Origin of the sequence: Amphibacillus jilinensis Y1, from assembly GCF_000306965.1 — a bacterium.
Lineage (GTDB): Bacteria > Bacillota > Bacilli > Bacillales > Amphibacillaceae > Amphibacillus_C > Amphibacillus_C jilinensis.
Genome location: NZ_JH976434.1, coordinates 1141736 through 1165438 on the forward strand (window position 1 = coordinate 1141736; position 23703 = coordinate 1165438).

Annotated in this window: 25 protein-coding genes and 1 pseudogene; 8 read left to right on the top strand and 18 right to left on the bottom strand. The window is 38.0% G+C overall.

Features of this window, described 5'->3' with window-relative positions; translation table 11 throughout:
- Positions 1-954: 954 nt before the first annotated feature.
- Together B494_RS21705 and bglS are read right to left on the bottom strand one after the other, a co-directional pair.
- Positions 955-1308 carry a carbohydrate-binding protein gene (locus B494_RS21705; protein ID WP_420884340.1) on the bottom strand — a complete coding sequence of 118 codons (354 nt, stop codon included), beginning with the start codon at positions 1306-1308 and terminating at the stop codon, positions 955-957.
- 42 nt (positions 1309-1350) lie between these two features.
- A pseudogene (bglS, locus tag B494_RS20125) lies at positions 1351-2091 on the bottom strand (beta-glucanase); the annotation flags it as partial.
- Positions 2092-2651: 560 nt separating this feature from the next.
- On the opposite strand from bglS, the gene B494_RS21145 reads away from it, so the two are divergent.
- Positions 2652-2795 carry a hypothetical protein gene (locus B494_RS21145; RefSeq protein ID WP_017471441.1) on the top strand — a complete coding sequence of 48 codons (144 nt, stop codon included), beginning with the start codon at positions 2652-2654 and terminating at the stop codon, positions 2793-2795.
- A gap of 377 nt (positions 2796-3172) precedes the next feature.
- Here the strand turns inward: B494_RS21145 and B494_RS0105850 are convergent, their stop codons facing one another.
- The 4 genes from B494_RS0105850 to B494_RS0105865 form a co-directional block, all read right to left on the bottom strand.
- Entirely contained in the window at positions 3173-3514 is a 342-nt protein-coding gene (locus tag B494_RS0105850; protein ID WP_017471443.1) for a hypothetical protein, read from the bottom strand.
- A 14-nt stretch (positions 3515-3528) separates the two neighbouring features.
- On the bottom strand, positions 3529-5160 hold the full coding sequence (locus B494_RS19025) for a ribonuclease YeeF family protein (protein WP_017471444.1): 1632 nt from the start codon (positions 5158-5160) through the stop codon (positions 3529-3531).
- Between the two features lie 393 nt (positions 5161-5553).
- Complete coding sequence (locus tag B494_RS0105860) at positions 5554-6213, bottom strand: zf-HC2 domain-containing protein (protein WP_017471445.1); 660 nt, start codon at positions 6211-6213, stop codon at positions 5554-5556.
- Entirely contained in the window at positions 6200-6694 is a 495-nt protein-coding gene (locus B494_RS0105865) for an RNA polymerase sigma factor (RefSeq protein ID WP_017471446.1), read from the bottom strand. Before B494_RS0105865 ends, B494_RS0105860 begins: the two co-directional genes overlap by 14 nt.
- Positions 6695-6940: 246 nt before the next feature.
- Between B494_RS0105865 and B494_RS20970 the strand changes: the two genes are divergently transcribed.
- Complete coding sequence (locus B494_RS20970; RefSeq protein ID WP_017471447.1) at positions 6941-7108, top strand: hypothetical protein; 168 nt, start codon at positions 6941-6943, stop codon at positions 7106-7108.
- 17 nt (positions 7109-7125) lie between these two features.
- Here B494_RS20970 and B494_RS0105875 read toward each other — a convergent pair whose 3' ends face one another.
- Together B494_RS0105875 and B494_RS0105880 are read right to left on the bottom strand one after the other, a co-directional pair.
- The gene (locus tag B494_RS0105875) at positions 7126-7527 is read right to left on the bottom strand and encodes a hypothetical protein (protein ID WP_017471448.1); all 402 of its coding nucleotides are present in this window, start codon (positions 7525-7527) and stop codon (positions 7126-7128) included.
- Positions 7528-7657: 130 nt separating this feature from the next.
- Positions 7658-8125, bottom strand: coding sequence for a hypothetical protein (locus tag B494_RS0105880; RefSeq protein ID WP_017471449.1), 468 nt, complete (start codon positions 8123-8125; stop codon positions 7658-7660).
- Positions 8126-8698: 573 nt separating this feature from the next.
- Between B494_RS0105880 and B494_RS0105885 the strand changes: the two genes are divergently transcribed.
- The 5 genes from B494_RS0105885 (at position 8699) to B494_RS0105905 (ending at position 12126) form a co-directional block, all read left to right on the top strand.
- Positions 8699-9424, top strand: a complete 726-nt coding sequence (locus B494_RS0105885; protein WP_017471450.1) for a DUF421 domain-containing protein — start codon at positions 8699-8701, stop codon at positions 9422-9424.
- A 536-nt stretch (positions 9425-9960) separates the two neighbouring features.
- Entirely contained in the window at positions 9961-10680 is a 720-nt protein-coding gene (locus B494_RS0105890) for an NAD(P)-dependent oxidoreductase (RefSeq protein ID WP_026065165.1), read from the top strand.
- A gap of 54 nt (positions 10681-10734) precedes the next feature.
- On the top strand, positions 10735-11241 hold the full coding sequence (locus B494_RS0105895) for a hypothetical protein (protein ID WP_144032197.1): 507 nt from the start codon (positions 10735-10737) through the stop codon (positions 11239-11241).
- Positions 11234-11464 (top strand): helix-turn-helix transcriptional regulator, encoded by a 231-nt coding sequence (locus tag B494_RS0105900; RefSeq protein WP_017471453.1) that lies wholly within the window; start codon positions 11234-11236, stop codon positions 11462-11464. Before B494_RS0105895 ends, B494_RS0105900 begins: the two co-directional genes overlap by 8 nt.
- Before the next feature lie 26 nt (positions 11465-11490).
- Positions 11491-12126: a DUF4386 domain-containing protein gene (locus B494_RS0105905; RefSeq protein WP_017471454.1), complete on the top strand. Its 636-nt coding sequence runs from the start codon at positions 11491-11493 to the stop codon at positions 12124-12126.
- 229 nt (positions 12127-12355) lie between these two features.
- Here B494_RS0105905 and B494_RS0105910 read toward each other — a convergent pair whose 3' ends face one another.
- Both B494_RS0105910 and B494_RS0105915 read right to left on the bottom strand, forming a co-directional pair.
- Positions 12356-13513 (bottom strand): Gfo/Idh/MocA family protein, encoded by a 1158-nt coding sequence (locus B494_RS0105910; RefSeq protein WP_017471455.1) that lies wholly within the window; start codon positions 13511-13513, stop codon positions 12356-12358.
- 15 nt (positions 13514-13528) lie between these two features.
- A complete protein-coding gene (locus B494_RS0105915; protein WP_017471456.1) occupies positions 13529-14386 on the bottom strand; it encodes a sugar phosphate isomerase/epimerase family protein in 858 nt (285 codons plus the stop codon).
- A gap of 165 nt (positions 14387-14551) precedes the next feature.
- Here B494_RS0105915 and B494_RS0105920 point away from each other — a divergent pair, with 165 nt between their 5' ends.
- Positions 14552-15394: an AraC family transcriptional regulator gene (locus B494_RS0105920; protein ID WP_017471457.1), complete on the top strand. Its 843-nt coding sequence runs from the start codon at positions 14552-14554 to the stop codon at positions 15392-15394.
- A gap of 67 nt (positions 15395-15461) precedes the next feature.
- On the opposite strand, the gene B494_RS0105925 is transcribed toward B494_RS0105920, so the two are convergent.
- The 8 genes from B494_RS0105925 to B494_RS0105960 form a co-directional block, all read right to left on the bottom strand.
- The gene (locus tag B494_RS0105925; protein ID WP_017471458.1) at positions 15462-15914 is read right to left on the bottom strand and encodes a hypothetical protein; all 453 of its coding nucleotides are present in this window, start codon (positions 15912-15914) and stop codon (positions 15462-15464) included.
- A gap of 404 nt (positions 15915-16318) precedes the next feature.
- Positions 16319-16873, bottom strand: coding sequence for a hypothetical protein (locus B494_RS0105930; RefSeq protein ID WP_017471459.1), 555 nt, complete (start codon positions 16871-16873; stop codon positions 16319-16321).
- Positions 16870-17415 carry a hypothetical protein gene (locus tag B494_RS0105935; RefSeq protein ID WP_017471460.1) on the bottom strand — a complete coding sequence of 182 codons (546 nt, stop codon included), beginning with the start codon at positions 17413-17415 and terminating at the stop codon, positions 16870-16872. The genes B494_RS0105930 and B494_RS0105935 overlap by 4 nt, the downstream gene beginning before the upstream one ends.
- Before the next feature lie 509 nt (positions 17416-17924).
- Positions 17925-19628, bottom strand: coding sequence for a DUF2207 family protein (locus B494_RS0105940; protein ID WP_017471461.1), 1704 nt, complete (start codon positions 19626-19628; stop codon positions 17925-17927).
- Between the two features lie 4 nt (positions 19629-19632).
- A complete protein-coding gene (locus B494_RS0105945; protein WP_017471462.1) occupies positions 19633-20199 on the bottom strand; it encodes a LemA family protein in 567 nt (188 codons plus the stop codon).
- Positions 20200-20985: 786 nt separating this feature from the next.
- The gene (locus B494_RS0105950; RefSeq protein WP_017471463.1) at positions 20986-21618 is read right to left on the bottom strand and encodes a DUF624 domain-containing protein; all 633 of its coding nucleotides are present in this window, start codon (positions 21616-21618) and stop codon (positions 20986-20988) included.
- Positions 21619-21655: 37 nt separating this feature from the next.
- Positions 21656-22552: a carbohydrate ABC transporter permease gene (locus B494_RS0105955; protein ID WP_017471464.1), complete on the bottom strand. Its 897-nt coding sequence runs from the start codon at positions 22550-22552 to the stop codon at positions 21656-21658.
- A gap of 14 nt (positions 22553-22566) precedes the next feature.
- Positions 22567-23484 carry an ABC transporter permease gene (locus tag B494_RS0105960; RefSeq protein ID WP_033193473.1) on the bottom strand — a complete coding sequence of 306 codons (918 nt, stop codon included), beginning with the start codon at positions 23482-23484 and terminating at the stop codon, positions 22567-22569.
- Positions 23485-23703 lie beyond the last annotated feature (219 nt).

Consider the following 23703-nt stretch of genomic DNA (forward strand, 5'->3'; position numbering starts at 1 on the left):
CTTTGAATATCCAGCAATGTATTTCGATGTTTCTCTGATAATAACCATTGATTAATTAGTTGTTCTCATGCCCAGAAAAAAGAAAGCGCTATCAAACTATGACACAAAGTAACTCGATTAACCACTACCTCCTTCCGTGCTTGTAGTTTTATTTCAAACTGTTTCACTATTCTTTATGTTATATAGCCTTCTTCTATTGGATTCAAAAATTACCTAGTAATCTTAATTTACAATATAACGGAAATTATTTCAAGATTGTAATGGATGCTTTTCTATTGCTTGTCTGACTTAAGACAAGCAGATCTTATAGCATTCCAAATCATTCGCATTACTAGACCCAAATCGAAAAAACTTCTTCACTTATAAAATGACAAAAAAGCAATAGATTTACGCGCATTAAGCCCATGGCACATTCGTCCGTCGCCCACGGATTGGTCGTTCAGCGAATCAGGACATTAACATCCGTTATCTCTCCCTAAATAGAATTGCTCAACACCCTATTTTGAAGCGGGCATTTTACCTCTAGGGGCATCTATGATAAAACTTTTTTTATACCACTCTAAGTATCTCTATCCTTTGCAAACCACTCAACCTTTAGTTATCTTGGATACTAACATACTTAGAATCCTTTATAAAAAAAGCAAACACCTTTTTTCAGGTGCCTGCTTATTATTCAATCGACCAGATATACTTCGAACCTTTTTAAATTTTTCTAATAGCCGAAAGTAATTTCTCGAAACCTCATTATTCCAATGGAAAAGGTCTCATTCATCTATATAGCGTTGCCTCACTAACCTCTAGGGTAATCTCGATTTTCAAAGCTTTCAGAAACGCCTCTAGCCACTTTACAGCTTGATGAATAAAGCGATTTGACATATTGACCATATTGACTAAACATTACTGGTTATGACGTATTACACCATTACAACTTAATCGCAATTGTCCTTTGAAGGACTATTCATTCTTAAACCAAAACTCACTTAAGTTTGCTCCACCACTAGTAGAAACAATATAAACATCATGAACACCACGCACACTACTATCTAAATTCGGGGTGCCATTCCATTCATAACTTGACCAACCTCCCGTCGGTCCGTAGTTAACGGTACCAATTCGCCTGCCGCTCGGACTACCAATTCTTATATCAAAGCTTCCTTGAACAGATGATGCGTAACTAACCGCAAACGCATTATAACCAGTAGAAAAATTAACATTATTAAACTTGATCCAATTTCCCGGACTGAAAGACCCGACTCCACAATTCCAAGAGGTCACACCTCTCGAATCATTAAAATCACATGCCCGCAATTGAAAATCCTGCGCTACTCCGGGTTGTTGCCCCCCACTTGTAGTTGGTGTATATCGAACCCACTCATAGTAGGCATTTGCATTTTGACCTGAGTAACGCCCCGCCCATTCATCAATACCATAAGTATTCCAAATGTTCATCATTATTTTACTTGGACTACTCGGTATATTTTCTGTAGCTGTCGCAACTAATCGACCATTAACGTACCATCTAATATAGTTTGGCTGCCAATCAAACGCATAGGTGTTAAAACTTCGAGAAGCATCAAAACCTAAATCATAAAGAATCTCATTTCCACCAACACCGTTTGTGTAGTAATTAAACTGGACCTTTGTCGTATCGTTCCCTAAAAACTCTATATCAATCTCATCCCAAGGAGCGCCATTATAGGAAGGGCCAGTATAAGTGAAAAATGAGGAAATTACACCAGATACATTAGACGGCCTCATTGACACTTCATACAGTCCATACCCGTAAAAATTATGCGTTGTATATTCGCCACTTTCATAATTATACGGACGTGCATACGCGTCATTTCTACGCAGTGATAATTCTAGTACACCACCACTAAAATTCACTCGATTAGCACTCCAATGCGAGCCGAAGAAAGCGTCATCATTTTTCCAGCCATCGGACATTTGCCAATTATGTGAATCATGATTATTAAAAGGGGCAAATAAGCTATCTCTTGTCACGGGATTGTTTGCGTAGGTTACTGTAGGTAATGAGAACATGAATAGCGTAAAGATAAATACAATAATGGTTTTTTTACCTTTAATCATAACGGATCACACTCCTATTTATTTTTTCCTTTTTCACTGTTGTTAATTCTAATTAATTCGTCAAACCAAACTCAATTTAATTTCCTTGATCGCACTTCTAAAGTGTTGGCTTCGAAAAAGTTAAGACGAACTCAAATCAGCGATAATCTTTTAAATCATCTTTAGACAGATTAAATGTAATTTAGCATCCCCCCCTTAACAGGTATTTGGCTTAAAATTAAGAATGAAGCACTGTCATAATACGGAAACTAACGATGTCGTTTGGTCATCTTTCATATATGTGTAGTCTGAAGTTTCATCCCATTAGCTAACGCGTGTTAGTTAATGGGTAAGAAAGAATAAGAATAGACTTGTAACTGCAGGGGTGTCGTAAAGAAATTGCCAACATTCAGAAAGCGCTTTCATTAATGATATTAAACTATTACACAAAACTTTTCAATCCTTTTTTGTAAAATTTTCCGAAATTAAATTGGGGCATGTGATGCTAGTGTGACAGCTTATATTTAAAGCGCTTTTGCTAATAATATGATGGTATAAAAAATTAGAAATGGAGGGTTTTGATGCAACAACCTAAGAAAAATACAAAAAACACAGCTTCCAAAACACACGCTGCAAAAGTAAAGCAAGAGATTGAAAAAGATGTCAATGCAGGACAAGGTGACATAACCGCACGCGAAGCTGGGGGATTAAAACACAAGAAGTAAACAGCAAAGGGAGGAGGTTCGTTAACTTCCCCCTCTACCAACACTCCCACTACATACACGATTCGAGTACACAGCATCCAACCTTTTGTTAATATATCCATGATCCCTCACGTGCATCGGCATCTTCAGAACATTTCCTGCCATGGCGGGCTGGACCAGGCGATTGCCGAGCCATTTTGTAGACATCTTGGTGTTGACCGAACACCCTCAACATGTTGTTTGAGTCGCTGATTAGGTTCATGGTACTGCTTCTCTCGTTTATTTGCCAGGGTATTTGCTTTGGCTAGCGATGCTTGGTGCACTTCTTCTGTAAGACGTTGTACTATTAAAAACACGGTAGCTATCACTTTAGGATTGGCTACCGCATTCTAATTATTTTATTCTTTATAAGCTTCCTCAAATGCTTCCAAAAACTTATCTGGTAGCTTTAATTTACAGTAATTATCTAATTTACCCAAATAAATATTGAGTTGCTCTCTATCATTATCAATAATTAGTCTCTCCCCAAATACGTTTAAAACTTTGTGCTCTGAGTTTACTATTATCCCCATACCAATTGTATGGGTTCGTTCTTCGATAATACATTTAATTACAAAAGTATCATACAATACAAAGGACAATTCTTCTTTTTCAACATTAATCTTCGGACTAGTGAACTTATATCCAAAATAATTTTGTAAAATAACATATAAATCATTAATACTTATCGGTTTATCCATAGAATCATACCCTCTTATTGTAATATTGGTTTTGCAAGCATATTTACTTCATCAAAAAAATAACCATTTCTCTGCAAATATTCTAATTCTTGCCCTAAAAAACCGAAATCATCTACAGGATTATGAGAAAAATGAATGGTTTTACGGGCATTGATCGCATCATCTAAAAATGCTTCATTATACAACTTAAACATTTCATTATCTGTTAAGCCTTGGGACTTCTTAACTTCTCCCCATTGTGCACCTAAATCAAAATAAGTATGGTCTTTTCCAGCACGTGTTATATAACTTGTTTGTCCACCACCATCATATTTACCTAACATCACTTTATTTGCATCCGCATTTTTAACACTCGTTTCGTATACTTCAGTGTATGCTTTAAAATCAATTTTTTTTGCTTGACTAGGTAATCCAGTTAGTTTTTTGGGTTTAAACGCATTGTTTATCCCTTTCAACATATCAGGTGCAAACGGAGCAGCAAATAATGTTGAACCTAAAACACCTTGAGCAAGACTCGCACTGCGCTGTTCGGCTGTTAATTCATTACCAAAAACATCTTTGCCAGTGATATATTCTGAGAAACCATTGGCGGCAGCTAAACCGTAAAGTCCCATCTCTGCCTTTTGAATTGTCGAAAATGCATTGGCTGTTTTGTAGATATCTAAGCTTGTATTAACCGCTTTGACGCCTTTGGTCGTCGCGTAGATGTCTTTGCCACCTTTGATCGCTTTGCCTGCCCAACCGACAAACGGAATAAAGCCAGCAGCGGCTAGACCCGCATAAGCGATCCGCTGCCCGGCGGTGTATTCGACGCCAGTAACTGGATCGACCCCTGTAGTGGCGCGAATGGAGTCATAATAGCCGGTCGCTTCACCAACAAAGGTTTTGGTTCCATCCCAGAGGACTTCGTACCACTCACGGTTCTGTAGTTCTCTTGCATGGGCTTGTTCTTGTTTATGAGCGAGATACTCAGCCGTATAAGCTTCGGCATCCTCAATATTTTTGTAAACATCGCTACTGTGATAAGCATTAGCGTCAAAATGTATCGTTGACGCATCGCCACCTTGCATGGTTGCTCTCAAGAGCTCGTCAAATAATTCCATTAAGAAACTTTGTTCCGGTAAAGAGGCGTGATATTCTTCACTTAATAAAGCATCGATATCATCAATCGCCTCAATCGTTTCTACCCGCTTCTGATGCAAGTCGCTCATCTGCTGATCAAATTGATCTCTTGAAAACGGACGTAGGGTCATGATATCTTCGATGTCACTAAAGATCTGTTCTAATGTTTGTTGTTGATCACTGACCATTTCATCTGCCTGGACTTCACGCTGGACAAGGTCTTCACTTAAAAACTGGCTATCTACCTTTGTTTGACCGCTTAATTCAAAGTCAGATAAGGTACCTGATACCCCCTCGAAAAAAGCAATTTGATGATCGATAAAACGATACCAAGCATCAATCACATCCATTTGCCCTTGATAGAAACCTTTAATCGCTTCAGCCCCTCGCCCTTCAAAGCGATCTAAGCCGATGATTTCTTCGAAAGATTGGCGAAGTTGTTCAAATTGGTCTCGATACTCTTGGTAATGCTTGACTCGTGCTTCCATTGTATCACGTAATCGCTCTGCATTTAATTGTTTCATCGGACATAGCCTCACTTAGAAAAGATAAAAATGATCTATTATTTGATCAGTGGTGATCATTTTTCCTACCTTCTTCATTTAGTCTGTTACGCGTCGTTATTGATCAGCGGAGCTAACCAAGCTGATTTAACTGTAATAACCGTTCATAAATCAATACTAATTGAAGTGTTTTTTACCGTAAATAGGAAAAATGCTTTGTTTTTTAGCCACTTATTCTAATGTGAGTTTTTTTTCTCAGACCTTAGGAACTAGTTTTTAAGGGTTTAACTAACTATATTTATAATGCTTAATTATTCGCCTTTGTAATTTACTGGATTTGCTTAAGTTTATTTTCTATTTTCATTAATATTAGTTTACTCCAGTTGTGAGTGATTTAAATGTTAATTTGTGTTGTTACTTCTCCCAAATTAATTCTGCACGTTTTAAAATCGAATCCCAGGAATCTTTTCCTGCAGTGATTTTTTCTACATCAAAATCGACATAATACACCGCATCAACCGTGTCACTTTCCACCAGATTAAAGGTATATTCCTGATCATTAAAACCTTTTTCATAATTGAAAAGATTTCTTGAAGGCGACTCGGCCATCGTTTTTGTATAAAAAATAAAACTCACATTCTTTTTCTCTCCATCAATTTCAAATGTCATAGGATGCGTTTCGTTAACAGCTGCATAGCTTTCACCTGAATAATGTAAAGTCAATTGATTATCATTTTGTTTTTCAATCTTAAATAAAGCTTCCGAATAAGGAATAACTGTTTCATAATAAAAAACATAGGCAAATGCCCCCAATAAAATGATCGCCGTAGTAACAATAGAAGCCATTGAAATAAACACTTTTTTCTTACGCCATTTCTTATTAATCTTTTTAATAATGGGGGCTTTATTTTCTGCTGGAATATACAGTTTCCCCTTCATTGTTTCATATGCCTTTTGGCATTTTTCACAATGCTGTAAATGCTTCTCTACCATTTCTCTTGTATCTTGACTAACAACCTCATCAATATAAAGAGGTAAAAGATCTTGTATAATTGTACATTTAATCTCTTTCATCATTCTTCTCCTCCATATACTCAATAATTTGTTTCCTCGCTCTGTAATAAGTCACCCTTGCCCATCCTGCACTCCTGCCAAAAAGACAGCCTATTTTCTCAAAGGATAATTCCCCAAAAGTACGCAGTGAAAAAACCTCCTTATATGGATCAGTCATCGAGTGAAGAAACTGATGGACGATGAAGGCATCTTCCTCATTCATCAAATGATTGACAATTTCCACATCCATACATGATTCTTCTACTCTACCTAAATCTATTTGTCGTTTACTTCTTTTGTAGTGAGAAAAATATGTATTCCTTGCGATGGTAAAAAGCCATGCTCGAATATCTTTAGAACCATCGAATTTTTCGATTGCCTTTAAGGTCTTAAAAAATGATTCTTGTGTTATTTCTTCGGCTACTCTCTCATCGTGACATAATGATTTGACAAACAAATAAACTTCTTTAAAGTATTTTTGATAGATTTCCTCAAAGTCCATCTCTCTTCACCCCTTCCACTTATATAACTCCTGAAATTTAATTTCGTTACAAAGATATCTATGTATTTTACACTATAAGCATTAAAACGAGTCCTCAATCAGCGGACATTTGCGTTCTTTTCCGCTAATCGCTTTTAACTTTAAACCTTGAAGGTAGGGTATACCTCCACTTCAGATGCGTTTGTTATGCGGTATCCTGTTTTTTAATTATTAACCATGCCATAAACATTCAAAGTAGATTTCTCTTTGGCCATGAATAAAAGCTCTTTCTTTTTAAAAAAAGAGCTTTTATTTAGTATAGAAGAAGAATGGAAAATAAATGGACGACACACAGAACAAGACATCACTTATCCCTTCTTCATGCTCGATTATAAATTGCAACCATGGCAAGCGCCGCTTAATACGGCATTATGACCTTATTGTAGGTTGAGTCAAACGCGTCGTAAATAAAGGGTTATCAATATATATATCGGATACAATAAAAACGCTAGCAAAAGGACTAAGCCGAGGACTTGGGCAGGTAAATCCCCTCTATCTGTAAAGGGAAACAGATAATAAAAGATATTTTCCATAACTTTAAAATAAGGGAACCACAGTACAACCAAAATATAATCAAGTTTTTTGCTATTATTTGAAATGTTTTTCATTTTTAATACCCATGGAACCGAAATAACAGCAGCTATAAAAATAGCTACTGCTACTAAGTTAATCGTAGAAAAATTAACATTTAAAACCCTGTTAATTCTGTAGACATTTAACATAGTTGTCGCCCAGATAAACAAGGGAGCGGCCAGCAAAATCCCAATTATATTTAATCTTAAGAAATATTTCACGTTAACCCTCCTAGAATATTGCTAATGTGTTTGATAGTAATTAAGAATCTATGTTTTAATGATTAATAACGTTCAAATAAATAGAAGGGGCAACTCAAGCCTTTTTATTTATTAGACAAACTTAATTCATTCAGTTGAATTTTTTGTCTTCCCAGTCTTTTTTAGTCATTTTATTACCTTCCGGGACTTGGTTTAAGCATTGATTTATGCTTTGATATTTATTGATATGATCATTTTCCGCTGACGCTAAACGTTGCATGTCTTTATAATAATCATCAAATACCAAAGGAACTTCTTCTAATATTCTTACAAACACTTTTATGTTTTCCTGTCCACTTGCTTTATTCAATTCTTCAATAAAATGTCTCTTTTCTTTTATCTTAGCTACATGCCCACCATTAGAGTCAAACATCCTTTCATAGATGCTAACTGAGCGCCCTACATATACACACCTTATCCTTTTATCCACACTATTTTCATCCTTTACGAAGATGCCGTAAATACCCCTAATCGGATTTTTATAATCTTCAATTCTTTTATCAAGATCAATGTTTGTTCTTTCTTGTAGCCATTTCACGCTTGTATTTTTATTTTCCATTGTTCTTCCTCCCTTTGCCTAAATCACGATTAGTGTGAACAAATATGACCGAAGACGAATAGCAAGCTACTTATAGCTATCCCAAGCCAAAAAGAGATGATGCTGAGTGAACATGAAGCTAATATAGCCGATTGCTAATACAAGCATTGAAAAAAATTGAAGCGCTTCTTCTCTTTTTTCACCATCGTTATTACACCACCCTTACCAATAAATTGAATTATACATTATTTATAAAAAATTTACCTTATTGAAATCATCCTAAATGGTGGCATTTTAATTAAACAGATACTAAATGCTATTGCTTGTCCAATTTATTAACAACAAAAATATTAAACATCGAACTGATAATGTTGTCTTAACGAATTAAAAATAATAAAACCTAAAATCTTAAGCGTTCTCAAAGTAAATGCCAGCACAGACGTTAAAGACAGAAATAATTGCAATAAGACTCAAATTAATGTGAATGGAGTATTTATTTCATAAAATGCGTTTTATTATATTAAATATTGGAAAAAATGACATTATAGTTTTATATTTTTTCGGGAAAAAGAATTCTAGAAAAGAGGTGTAAAAATGTTTGAATTTATAAAAGAAATACTATTAACCTTGGGTAGAATAGCAACTATTTTACCGTTGCTATTGATCACAACGATATTTATGGGAAAGCGAGCAATCGGTGAATTGCCTATCTTTGACCTTTTGATCATCGTCATACTGGGAGCAGTTGTGGGGGCTGATATCGCAGACCCTGATATCAATCATTTTCCAACTGCGATAGCAATTATCGCAATTGGCATTATTCAAAAGGTTGTGGCGAAATGGAAAATCTCCAATCGAAAAATAGGTCGCTTAATTACATTCGAACCAACTGTCGTTATTCAAAACGGCAAACTCATCAAGGATAACCTTAAGAAAATACGTTATTCTATTGATAATATCCTTCAAATGCTTAGAGAAAAAAATGTCTTTGATATTAATGAGGTCGAAACAGCATTAATTGAGGCCAATGGGGCTTTAAGCGTGTTAAAAAAACCACAAAAAAACACTGTAACGCTGGAAGATATGAAGATGGTAAAAACAACATCGTCGATTTCCTTTCCTGTTATCTTAGAAGGGACTATATACTCAAATGTCCTAAAGGAGTTCAGCTTAAATGAGACGTGGTTAAAACAGCAATTAGCCAATCAAGGTGTGAATGAAATAGACCATGTTTTTTTTGCTTCTATCGATCATAATCACGCATTACACGTTTCTTTAAATAATGAAAATAACATAACCACTCCACCCATCCAGCACTAGTTTCTCATTGACTTTATCAAATAAATCGCTTAGCCCGTAAACAGAAGCTGATTAATTGGACTAACTTCGCACTACAAGTAGCGCCTAACTATTTGTGGTGCGACTTTACATGGTGGATGTAAATAAGTTTTTTTAGTTCAAGGCAAACACATGGTCAATTCCTGTCTTGTATTCTGCAATTTTTTAAAGATAATTGAAGAGTACATAAAACGAATCTTCAAACAGTAGGATTTTCAACAAGAATTCCCCCACTTACATATTTTCTAGCATCATTTTTCTAAAAGAATTTGCTCACATTAATTCAGGTAATTAAATGTCATTTGACCATAAAGTAAAAAAATTTGACATTAAGTAATATAAAGAATACAATATGTATAATATTTATTACGTTATATATGCGTGAACGATCCTCATTTTAACGAGAAGAATGGCTGTTATTCTCGGTCAACTGTTCATATCAAGTTTGGTTTTGGCAACCTTTTAAGGGGGTTACTCCGTTTGAAAGAAAACCCAATGTGAAAGGGGAGAAGGAAACAATGAAAGTACTGGTTCTTGGGGCAAGTGGTGCTACCGGTAAACGCGTTGTCAGGCAGTTGATGAAAAGACAAATCAAGACGCGGATTCTGATTAGAACAAAGGCTGTGCTTCCAGACGACATACAGAAAAATACTTATGTAGAGATTGTGAAAGGGAATGTGAGCGAGTTAAATGATTTGGAAATGCAACAACTCTTATCTGGATGTGAGACGATTATTTCTTGCCTTGGTCACAATATGACGCTTAATGGGGTGTTTGGTAACCCTCGTTATTTGGTATTTGATGCGGTGAAAAAAGTTATAGAGAACCGCGATCAAAAAACTGACAACAAGCTAAAACTCATCCTGATGAGTACAACAGCTTATACAAATGCTTTGGCACAAGAGAAACATTCGATTGGTGAAAAGCTGATCTTTTCATTGCTTAACCTCTTGCTTCCTCCACATCGTGATAACGTTAGAGCAGCCAATTACTTGGTTACCGAAATGAGGAATGAAGATGCACAGGTTGAATGGACGGCCGTTCGACCAGATACCTTAGTCAATACCGATCATGAAAGTAGCTATAAAGTTTATGAATCTCCTGTACGAAGTCCCATATTTAATGCAGGTAAAACGAGCAGAATCAATGTCAGTCATTTTATCGCTGAACTTGTAACAAATGAATCACTTTGGGAGAAATGGAAAAGGAAAACACCCGTTATTTATAACGCGAATTAAAATGCTTGTTCCACAATCCTAATAGATGACTTAAGAAAAGGGGGTGAATGAGTGATGTCCTATCAAGAGAAAAAAACGATCGTTTCAATTTTAACTGGTTTATTGATTTTAACGTACTATTGCTTTTACGCGTATGGGAAATATCAGTCTGGTGTGGTGGCGATCAATGATTTGGCTTTTTGGGCAAGGACAATGCTTCTTTTTATTGCGATCAGTATTGTCGCGACGATTGTGATTCAAATCGTATTTAACATTTTACTTTCGATTGCGATTGCCGTACAGGAAACAGCGAGGACCGGAAAAAGTGATGATAAAGAAATCGAAAAAACAATTGAATCAGAAATGGTTACAGATGAAATGGATCGGTTAATTGAAATGAAATCAATGCGTATTGGCTTCTTTTTTGCTGGAATCGGCTTTATTATTGCGTTAGGTGCAGTCGCACTTGACTATTCAGCTGCCATAATGATTCAAATTATCTTTATCTCCTTTCATCTGGGTTCATTATTGGAAGCATTTACGCAGCTTTATTTTTATAGGAGAGGAATCAAACATGGCTAAGAAATTGCAGATTACAAACAACATTAGACGTTTTCGTTTTTTTGCAAATGAAATGACACAGAAACAGCTTGCCGAAAAAATAGGGGCTTCCAGACAAACGATCGTCGCAATCGAGGCAGGGAAGTATTCACCTTCACTAGAACTTGCTTTTCGTATTGCTGATGCATTTGGGGTGGAGATTGGTGAAGTGTTCGACTATAAAATCATAGAGAAGGAAAAATAAAAGTATCGGAAAGAAGGAATCGAAACATGGATACGAATCAAATGATTGCTCGGTCTGTCGGCGTGCTTTATATTATTGGAACCGTGGCTGGCATACTTAGTGTTGTATTTCTCGGTTGGGTTCCAGGAAATGCGTTTGCGAATATGTCTGCTAATCAGACTGAGGTTCAAATAGGGATACTGTTTATCTTAATTATGGCCTTTTCATTGGCAATGGTTTCAGTCATCATCTATCCTGTAGCCAAAACATATCATCAAGTATTAGCACTGGGATATGTCGTTTTTCGCGGGGCACTTGAGACTTTCACGTATATCATAACGGCGATTTGGTTATGGCTTGTTCTGTTAAGTAATCAACATATCGATACAGCTACTTTTGATAACACGCCCTTTCTATCTGGAGCAGGCGAGCAAATCCATTCAATAACAATGATCGTTTTCAGTCTTGGTGCTTTGATGCTTTATTATTTACTGTATCAATCGAAACTTTTACCAAGATGGCTATCAATCTGGGGACTTCTTGCAAGTATGCTTTATTTACTAACAGGTATCTTTGACTTTTTTAGAACAATCCCGACGATATTACTAATGCCACTTGCCCTACAGGAAATGGTGATGGCTGTATGGCTAATTATAAAAGGGTTTAATCGCCCCACAAACTAAATATATTTTCAGTATAGCCCTGAGTGACACACCTAGTTGGGAACGATTTTAGTAGAAGCTCTTTTTCTCAATGCATCATTTTTATTGCACTTTCTGAACGGCGCTTAAGGCAAAGATATTTCCCAGGGAATATGCTAGCCCGAATCACCCACTGATCAACAAAAAAGCAAAGCGAAAGCGACTAGAAGGTCGCCGATCACTTTGCTTACCGTTCTTAACTATTTACTTTTCAATACGTGCCATCGACATCTAGCGTGACATTTTCACTTGTCTTCGTAAAGGTCGAGTTCACGATCTGTTCCTTTAATTTTTCATAAAACAGTGCTTCGTCTAGCGGGAGCTCTACCCAGCCGTCTGTCCACGCTGACAAATGCATCGCGTTGGAGATTGTCAGGCCGTTGATGCCCTCTACGCCTGGTGCTAACAGCGGGGTGCCGTTCAGGATCGCGTTTACCCAGTTTTTCAGGATGCCAACGTGTTGTTCATTTTCGCCGTGAATTGGGATGTCGCACTTCCAGCATTCTGGACTGCCGAAGCCGCCTTTGAATTCTTGGTTGAATTGGCTTTCTGATGTACGCAAGCGCCAAAAGGTGAGCTTGCCGTTCTCGATCACCATTTTACCTTTGTCACCACTGATTTCAAATCGGTTTGTTCCAGGGGCTTCTCCAATGCTGGTGACGAACAGGCCAGTCGCACCGTTCTCATACTCGACATAAGCGGTCACGTCATCCTCTACCTCGATGTCACGATATTTGCCGAATGACATGAACGAGCGGACACGTTTAGGCATGCCGCAAATCCATTGCCAAAGGTCGAGCTGGTGGGGGTCTTGGTTAAGTAAGACGCCGCCACCCTCTCCACGCCAAGTTGCGCGCCAGCTACCGGCATCATAATAGCTTTGCGGGCGATACCAATCGGTAATGATCCAATTCGTTCGCTTAATTTGACCGAGCTCATCGGATTCGATTAGATCCTTAACCTTTTGATAAAGTGGGTTCGTTCTTTGGTTGTACATAATCCCGAAAACCTTATCGCTTTGTTCAGCGACTTGATTCATTTCTCTGACTGCTTTTGTATAGACGCCCGCGGGTTTTTCGATTAAGGTGTGATAGCCCGCTTGCAAGGCTTGAATGGCTAAGCTCGGGTGATCGTAGTGTGGCGTTGCGATAAAGATGGCGTCACATGCTTTGGCGGCAAAAAGCTGCTCTGGTGTTTCAAAGCGCTTGACACGATCGCCAAACGTTTGCTTGGCCCAATCTAATCGTTCAGAATTGACATCACAAATGGCGCTTAGTTCAGCGTTAGGAACGTGATGGTCGAAGAGCTGTCGTGCATGAAAGCTACCCATGTTACCAATGCCAATAACCGCGATACGTATGTTTTCCAATGTGCTTCCTCCTCACTATTTTTCAATCTGCTTGAGCAGCTTTTTCAATGCCTGTACGGCGACCGCAAAGCTTTTCGCTCCGCCTTCTGGTAAATGAAAGCCAGGTGAATCCTCTTCTAAAGCATCAAAGCCCTTGAAGTCCCACAGATGCGGTTCGAGCGATAGAAAGCCGTCAAATCCGGCTTCATAGAGTGCGGTTAAAATCGGCTTCACATCGCCGTCCCCTTCTCCTGCTGGGACAACGTGGTGATCGCTATAAACGGCATCTTTGATATGAATATAGACCGTGTAATCCTTGAGTAATTCAAATGCGCCTGGGTAGTTCTTCACATCACACTGAACAAAATTTGCAAAGTCAAAAATGCCCTTTACGTAATCACAATTTAATGTCGACAGTAGATCATGACAACGCTCTGGTGTATCACCATAAATGCCTTTTTCGTTCTCATGAAGCAGGACCACATCATAGCCCTTAGCCGCTTCGACAAAGGCTCGCCATCGTCTGATGACTTCAGCGCGATGGTCAGTGGGGTTATCCTCAGATGGGATGAAAAAACTAAACATCCTAATATAAGGGGCATCCATTAGCTTAGCAATTTCTAACGTATGCTTGAATTTTTCTAGATGGGGTGCGAATACATCAGTGATCTTAATTTTTCCAATTGGAGAGCCTATTGCGGAAAGCTTAAAGCCTCGCTCATCTAGCTGACGCTTAATCTCACGCACACCATCTAAATCGTAATCGACGAGAAATTTGCCATTGACGCCCCGCATTTCAATGTGCTCAATGCCGTGCTGTTCTAATACGTCCATTTGCGTCTTTAAATCCTGATCAATCTCATCTGCAAAAGCTGATAAAGTAAATTCACCCATGTGTTAGCATCCTTTCAAATTATGATTTCCTCTCACTACTTAGTATTCTATTGCATGTCCACGTTGAATATCATTGACTTTGTTGCTCTATAAATTGCAAATCTTGCTTTTTCTCCATTGAAGTAAGCCCTTACATAAAGTAAAATGAGAACGGAGGTGAGTGAAATGAACAAGGAAATCCTGAATTACAGTAGTCGTCCCTTTTCATTTATGCATATGGTAACGGCGTCGCCAACGGATATCGCGACGCATATTCACGACTGCTATGAGCTGTTTTTCTTTATTTCTGGAGATCTCACCTATTACATTGAAGGGCAAGCTTATCAGCTCCAGGAGAATGATTTAATTATGACGAATGCAAAGGAGCTCCATCGCGTTGTGTTCAATTCGCAGGCAACCTACGAACGGAAGTATATCCATTTTAGACCTGACTATGTGTCCTCATATCAAACGGAGCAGTATAATTTGCTTTCCTACATTGAAAAGCGCAAGTTGGGGCACTTTAATTTGATTCCTGCAGACAAGGTGCTGAAGCATGGCATTAAGCACCTATGGGGAAGGGTTGAACAAGCCTCTACTGACCCAACACCAGAGGGACAAATTTTAATGAAGACGTATTTTATCCAAATGCTTATTGCCATTAACAAGGTGCTTGCATCGTACCGAAACCCACTCGTTGATCATCATAAATACGATCACAAAATAGTCGCAATGCTTGAATTCATCAACCAGAATCTTGATGAAAAAATCACCTTAAATGCATTGGAGCAGCGCTTTTACGTCAATAAATATTATTTATGTCACATTTTCAAACAGACAACGGGGTTCACAGTAATTGAGTACATTACCTACAAACGGATTATGAAGGCATCTGAGCTGCTTATGTCGGGTACGACAGCACTCGATGTTGCCCATGCGGTTGGCTTTGGTGATTACTCGACCTTCTATAAAGCGTTCAAAAAAATAACCGGATTATCACCTAAGCAGGTTATCAATAGTCGAGCCTAATAGATCATTAGTGGGTAAAACTAAAAAATTTGGAGATCACTTGTCATGACATCAGATGGGGACACTTTTAGCTGACATTCTTTTTATTTTTGAAAATACGGGTCAATTTTACGATGTCTTGGCTGATCAGTACGCGTCCTTCTGCTTGCCAATAACGAAATCCTAGCCAAACCTGTACCGCTCCAATAACAAAGAATAGCAGATGGAGAAAAACCACATCAGAAAGCACATAGCATTGAATGATGATCCATAAGCAAAGGATCACCCCCATAAGTACACTTGTATAGCTGTAAAAGATCCATTTCCTCATTATCAGGATACCGGTCACAATATTACCACCACCAATGACTAAGAACAGGAATAATCCCGGAATCAGGAAGCTATTAAACGGACCATTAACTAGTGCATCAGCAGGCATCCCCATCGGATTAAACGGATCTAACATTGCTGGAGTTCCACCTGCTAAAGCCCCTATACCAACCCAAAAGTGCAGCAACACCAATCGCCATTTTTTCTGCATCTTTTTCACCTCATTTAAATACCATTATAGCAAGCACCACCCTTTTCGTTAGCCTTTTTATATGCTTCGTACTGTTTTTTTACAGATGTTCACAAATTTGACACAGGATAGAGGTCGACATGAATGGAATAGTTTTAATTGACATACTGGCAAGTCTATAAAACGAACATTCAACCAGTGGACTTATTCCCACTGATTGCTCGCTGAACGAACCAGAACATTTGCGACCGTTAGCTCGTGCCTAACCTGCTCGCTATTTTGATGGGGGATGTTTTACGGACAGTTATCTGTGATAAAGCTGATAGGAAGACTGAAATAGATATAATTACAAACTTCACAGAAAAAAGCAGGGAGCTTATGGCGTGTATAGATAAGTTCCCTGCTTAGATAATATTTTTTACGCTTTAAGAAATGTTGTTTTTTTCTAATACATTCAAATTAAACTTTACTTTTTGTTGCCCAAGCACCATATCGTCCTCATTCTTCCATTGTAGAATCACTAAACACTTTGTAATGCCCGGGCCTGTATGAGGAGCAGTATAAGAAAAAACACCATTTGGTATTTCCTCTTGCCAATATGCTTGTTGCCCATCCTCAAATACAGCAAAAGCAATGAAGTAATTAGGAATATCTTCTGCCGTAGTGAAATCAAAATCAAGATAATAATTATCCAACTCCACTTCATAGGGAGGTAATTCAATAGGTTCAGAAGACAATTCCATCGATGCTTCGAAAACATCATTATCAGAAAGCATTTCTCTCTCTTCATTCCAGAATGCGGTTTCAATTATCATTGAATCTTTGTCTTGTACATAAGTTTTTATTTGATCTTCATTAAAGGTTGCCATAGATAGTTCAAAGTCAGGCGCCTCACTTCCGCTCAAACCAAGTTGGTTATTACATGATGATAAAATGATTAATAATAAGAATATTAAAAAAAACCTTAAATAATGCTTCATTTGACTTTAACCCAAGTAACTTTTCCGGCCTTAGGTTGGTATGCATAGCCAGTTTTTTTCTTTCCGGTTGCTTTACTTTTCCCCGTCTTGTAATGGTATTCTGCTTGATTAACCTTGTATTTGTCTTGACCTTCTTGGTAATAAGCTCTGTAAACCTCTCCTTTTTTTGTCGGTCCAGAAGTGGTTCCAACAGATACCACAGAATACGAGTTTCCTGGCGTGAAACCGAGAGAAACCCCCACTGCATTCCAAGTCACTGAGAACGAACCAGACCAAGTAGCTTTTTGTTTATAACTAATATTAACGAAATGTTGTTGGCCTTTTCTAGTCGTTTCAAATTCATCAATGTAATTTCTTTTAGACTTGTACTCTTTACCGATTCGAGTCGTACTAGTAATTTTCCAATATTTATAGTCACAAGTTGCACAATTAACTGTAATCAGATCTTCATTCTCTGAATTAGTTGCCCCTAATATTTTGTCTGGAACAAAGGTAGTGAACAAAAACATAAAAACGAGTGAAAATTTTATAAATTCTTTCATACACAATCCTCCATCTCAAAGATTTATTATTACCTTTATAAAGTATAATCAATATTCAAAAAAAAGTCTATAAAATACTAAAATTTTACTGTAAAATTTATATTTGTTGTTAATATACATTATTCACCTTTATATAGCGTGTAATTAAGTTACAATAAAAGCTTATAAACAATATTATTTATTAGCTAAAGTCATGTTGAAGAATGAATTTCTTGCTAACTGCCTACAAATTGTTTTGTCAAATAAGTAGTGGCTGTTATATGTTAAATTAAAGATGAGGCACTGTGTTAATCCACTGATTGTTAATTGAACCATTCGGGGTGCTAGCGTCCGTTACTCCCACTTAAACATCTTGGTATTCTCCTTGTTTTGAAGTGGAAGTCTTACGGACGCTTGCTCCGGGATAAAATAATCGTCAGTAAGACATTGCCCTACCTAAAGGGCAATTAAGCTTTAAGGGCGTAAAAAAACAGGGCATAACTTACATGCCCTGTTTGAATAGGCTTCGGTTAGCGTGAACCACCGCCTCCGCCGCCGAAGGAACCACCACCGCCACCGAAGCTGGTCACACCGCCTCCGCCACTGGCTGAATTAACCGCACTGCTATAGCCGCTTGACATATTTCTCGAGAAAATATGCATCATATATATATCAGCATACGAGATATGCCCTTCCTCAAAATAGGTCGGATGAAAGTCCTTTAATTGCTCGGCAACCTGTTCGGCAATGCCATACAGGCTCGCCCAAATCAGCAGGTCATCCCACAACGCAACCTCTTTTGCTTCCCTTTCGTCCAATAATGAGAAGTCCTTCAAATAATTTTCAAATTGGACGATATGGTTAAACAACTGCTCGCCCTTCTCGGTACCTTTCATCACCTTTGTCTTCATATTACCCAAATACGTTACCTCTATTTCATCAAGGTAAAACTGATCAATCAGTGTTTGCTTTGATTTTTCAGGCAAATCGGTTTCAATGACCTGGATTTTTTTATAGTTCTTTTGCGCCCACTTTTTTAGCTTACTATCACTGACGACCCCATCATCATTAGCGGCAGAAGCAAGGATCTCCCAGAATCGTTGCTCAAATTCATCGGTAAATGATTCCCTTGGATCAAGCTTTATTGACGTTTTTTCACTTTTAAAAACTCGGCCCGTTTCTTGATGTGAAAGGGTCACACGTTCTTCTTTTAACCACTTCAGCATAAAGGCATTAAAATAAGCTGCCATGCCTCCGTTACCGACTTCTTTCAGTAGATAAGCTATATCGGTAACGGAACCGTACTTATACGGCACATCACGATGATACTGATCCTCATTCATTTGCTTACGCTGCTTACCCGTTATAAGCGGGTTGGCACGTTTGATTGCGCGCGAATAAGAACCACCAAAAACAAGTGCCATAAGCGCCACAAGCAGACCTACACCACCAAGCGCAATGCCCACCAGCAGTCCTAATCTATCGCCAGCGTTATCCGTATTATAGGTACTCCCATCTGTAGCTAGCTCTTGCTGCTCGCTTAGCGTTTGGTCTAGTGATAAACTCGGTTGAAACGGGCTGTCCAAAAATTGCATAAGAATGGTAATGTGATGTGAATCAGACAGGGTAGCGTTTGACCAGCCCACTAGCACACCATCTTCTAGGTAAATCTCACCATCAAAACCAAAACCCCAAATCCGTGTATCATCCGTTGTAAACGGCTCTGGCCCAGTAATTGTGAGCGTAACTTCTTCAGGATTAATATTGTCTCGCCCATCAAAAAGCCGCCAATTCATCCCTTGTCCATCCTCAAGCTGACGGACCATATCAGTAATCGTATACGTGACGGTATACTCGTGCTCTCCATACTCACCAATTCCCCAGCTCAGCTCTTGTCCATTACTCGTTTCAACAATCCCGTATTTACCGGCTTTTTCCTCACGACTCGCGTCAATATCCCAGTTAGGCTCATAAGTTAGCGGCTCGCCAAAGTCACTGACATGAAAGTCAGTCACCTCTGATCCGCCTAAGTTTTCCATCACAATATAAATTTCCGTATCCTCTGTTAAATACATCTGTCTGGTTTCCGTAATAATACCCGAACCACCCTCCTGCAATTCAATAAAATAGTCGAGTGAAGACATTGAATTAGCAAAAATTCGTGTTGAAAATGTCACACTAAGCGCTAGCGTGACTACTAATGCTATAAGAACGTTCCGAACATTTTTCCTCATTAAATCAACTCCAGCTTGGCATTTCAGTTTTTGTCTCCGTGTTTTCGAAATAAGCTTCTTTGGTGAAGCTAAATAGTGAAGCAATAATATTTGAAGGTACAGATTGAATGATTCTATTATATTTTGTTACCGTATCGTTAAAGATCATCCGTGATTGTCTGACCTGCTGTTCGTAGCGATCAACATTTTTTAATGTCTCCTGATAAACTGAGCTTGCTTTTAAGTCTGGATAGCTTTCTCCAATCGCAAGTAAGCGACCCATCGCTTGATTAAAAAGCTGATCGTCCTTATTCACTTCAGATACAGAAGTATTCTGACCGAGTGAAGCACGTTGCTCTGTAATCGATTCTAGCGTTTTCGCTTCATATTCAGCATATTGCTTCGTGCCTTCAATCATATTCTGAAGCGCATCCCAGCGCGACTCAATCTGAGCTGATATTTGTCCCATCGAATTACGGACAAATTCTCTCGCACGGATAAGCTGATTGTATGTAGAAATCGCCCAAAGCACTACTATCACAACCAATACCATCAATACAATAAAACCAATGTTGCCTGTTAAAAATCCCATTATAATTGTCCCCCTTAATTGCCATACAGGATAAACTTTTGAAGCTTATCCATAATCCACCCTTATTACCTCTATACCCTTTTTATATGCCTTTCTAACCTAATTATAACCTAAGTGAGCGCTTCTAGGGCGATCATGCACTGTTTTCTTCAGGCTAAATGTCATGTGGCAAGCTAATGCAAAGAACCTGATCCAACGCGCCCTCAATCAGTGAGAGGTTCATGTAATCCAATACCTTAAAAATTTTAACTCAGATGAGGCAGGGTTAGAACAGTAATTAGCCTAGCAATGACTGCTAAAAGGTTTCTGATTTTCATGCTGTTTGATTTTCTGTTCTGTAATTATATGTAAAAATAACAGGGTGGATATTTACATAAGAAAAGGGGGCGAATTGAATGTCGAAAGGATTACTCCATCATATTGAAATATAAGTAACATATTTAAATAGAGCAATAAACTTTTGGCGTTGGTTTTTTAAAGAATTAGGATATACCCTAGTTCAAGATTGGGGTAGTGGGTGAAGTTAGAAAATAGACGACATCTACATTGTTTTTGTACAAACAGATAGATACATAAAGTGGTGATCGTCAGTTTCCATAGAAAAACATCTCCACCACTTCGAGTGCTTAAGGTTCAATCGTTTTACTGTTTTTATTTACCTAATTTGACATAGTATAAAAACCTGATTATATACTAAAAAAGAGGGGGCGATGTGCTAAAATACCGTCTCAGACCATATTCTAGCACAACGCGTATCTTGATAGATGCCCATCTGCTATCTAATAATCACTGACTATGGTTAAGGTATTTATTAAATATCTGATTTAAGAGACGTGCATTCATATAACCAACAAGTGAAAAACCAATAAAAAGAAAGAAATAGAGCCCAAGCAATAAGAGCTCAGCAGACACTAGCATAATGCCAATCGGCACTACGCTAATACATGCAATGCTTAATGTTCGAAATATATTATCTGCTATCATCTTCAAAACGTTTTTACTGGCATTTCGCATCGAATCATGAAATTTTGCAAAGTAGGGGTAAATCAAGGTCGAAAATAAAAATATAATAATCGAAATAATGATAAGTGCACTATTTACCAAGGGTTTAAAGACACCTTGGTAAATAGGATACAGCATGATATTTGTAATCAATACACTTGAAATGAGTAAGATTAATAAATTCATAACTGTGCTCTGCTTCCAATTCTGTTTAAAGGTCCGTGTGTAGCAAACAAAAATATTCTCTTCTCGATTTACATCATAATTTAGTAGAACACCATAAAGTGCACTTAAGGCGGCACCTAAAGTGAAAATGGGCAGAGCAGTAATAATAAATAAAAAGTTAACGATCATGAAGTCAGCTATTATGGCCATCGCACGATAAAATGGTCCATCCATTTCAAATAAGTTAAACATCATTCACACCTCAATTAAGTAGACTATCAATGTTTGTTTACTCTTTAACCGAGCCCACTACAATCCCTGTTATAAAGTATTTTTGTAACAATGGGTAAATAAGAATTAATGGGATACTTGATACGACAATTTTTGCTGCATTCAAGTTTCGATCCGAGACACCCATAAGTTCAGACAAATTGGTTGAATTAATGCCTTGCTGAATCATCTGTTGAATATCAACCGTTAATGACTGAATATAGGTCATCAATGGATAGTTAGTCGTTCTTGTCATATAGATGAGACCAGAGAAAAAGTCATTCCAGCTCCCCACAATACTGAATAAGGCTACTGTTGCTAATGAAGGGATTGAAATTGGTAAATAGACCCTTAATAAAACCTGCATTGGTGTGGCGCCATCTATAATAGCTGCCTCCTCTAAAGCCTTTGGAACCCCTCTAAAAAAGTTCATCATTAGAATAACACTAAAGACTGGTACTGCACTAGGCAATACAAGTGACCATATTGTATTGAGTAAACCTAGATTACGGACAACCAAATAGGTTGGAATCATTCCACCATTAAAGAGCATTGCAAAGATTAATAGGTTCATATAAATGCTACGTCCTTTAAACTCAGACTTTCTTTTTGACAGTGGATAGGCCATGAAAATAATTAAAATCATATTTAAGCCTAATGATAGAAACACGCGTTGTACTGATATACCGAAGGAACGCCAGAACTGTGGATCGTCAACAAGCATTTTATATGGTTCTAACGTGAAATTTACTGGTATAATCCCCACCGCATTTGCCGTTACAGCCCCACTACTACTCAAAGAGATTGCAACAATATTTAATAAAGGAAGCAGTGTTACTAACCCAAGAAAAATAATGATCACATATATCAATGTTTTACCGATCTTCGCGGATAAGCTTTTATTTTGAAGATTCATAATATCCCTTCTCTCTAGAATAGTTGCCGTTCTGTAAATTTTTTTGCTGTTTGATTAGCAGATAGAATTAAAACTAGACCTATAATTGACTTAAATAAGCCCACTGCTGTACCAAAGCTATAGTCACGTCCCATCAGCCCTACCCTATACACATACGTATCGATAATATCCCCCGACTGATAAACCACTGGCGAATAGAGGTTATAAATTTGATCAAAGCCACCATTTAAAATATTAGGTAGGTTTAGAATCGCTAGTAATAAGATGATCGGGAGCATTCCTGGCAAAGTGACATGCCAAACACGGCGCCACCAGTTTGCTCCATCAATGCTGGCCGCTTCATGTAGGCCTGGATCAATGGAAGTAATAGCAGCTAGGTAGACAATCGAGTTAAAGCCAAAGCTTTTCCATACATCGGTTCCAATTATTAATGGTCTAAAGAGCTGATTACTCCCTAGAAAATTAAAAGGCCCGACACCAAAGTTGTCTAAAATATGATTGACACTTCCGTCTAGATTGAACATGTTGACCACAACTGAAGCAAGAACAACCCACGATAAAAAGTTGGGCAAATAAACAATGGTCTGAACCGACTTCTTCAGCCAGCGAACCCTAATCTCATTCAGAAGGATGGCAAAGACAATCGCCAAGAGCGTATTAAAAATAATTTTACCCCCTGCGATCACAATTGTATTTGTAAATACACGTTCAATGCTTGGCAGTGAAAACATATAAGCAAAATGTTGGAAACCAACAAAATCCGAATTAAATATCCCTTTTGCTGGCACATAGTCTTGAAAAGCCATAACCAAGCCAAACATCGGTGCATAATTAAAGATAAGTAGAAAAACAATCCCAGGAAGTATCATCAAATGATAGGTTAGATTTGAATTAGTTAAACGTTTTGAAGCAGTCCTTTTTCTTTGTTGCATGATTCTAGCCCCTTTGAAAATATAGTCTAACTTCATTCAGCAGAAATCTCCCACGTCTACAAGTGTTAAGATGGCTGCTCATTTGCATTCCAATTCAGACGGGGGCTAAATCCCGACTGAATAAGGTAAAGCTTCCCGCCGATGCCACAGATTTTCAACTGAAATACAGCTAGCAAACGTTTGATAAAATCCGGGCACAAATACGCCAAGGCACATTTG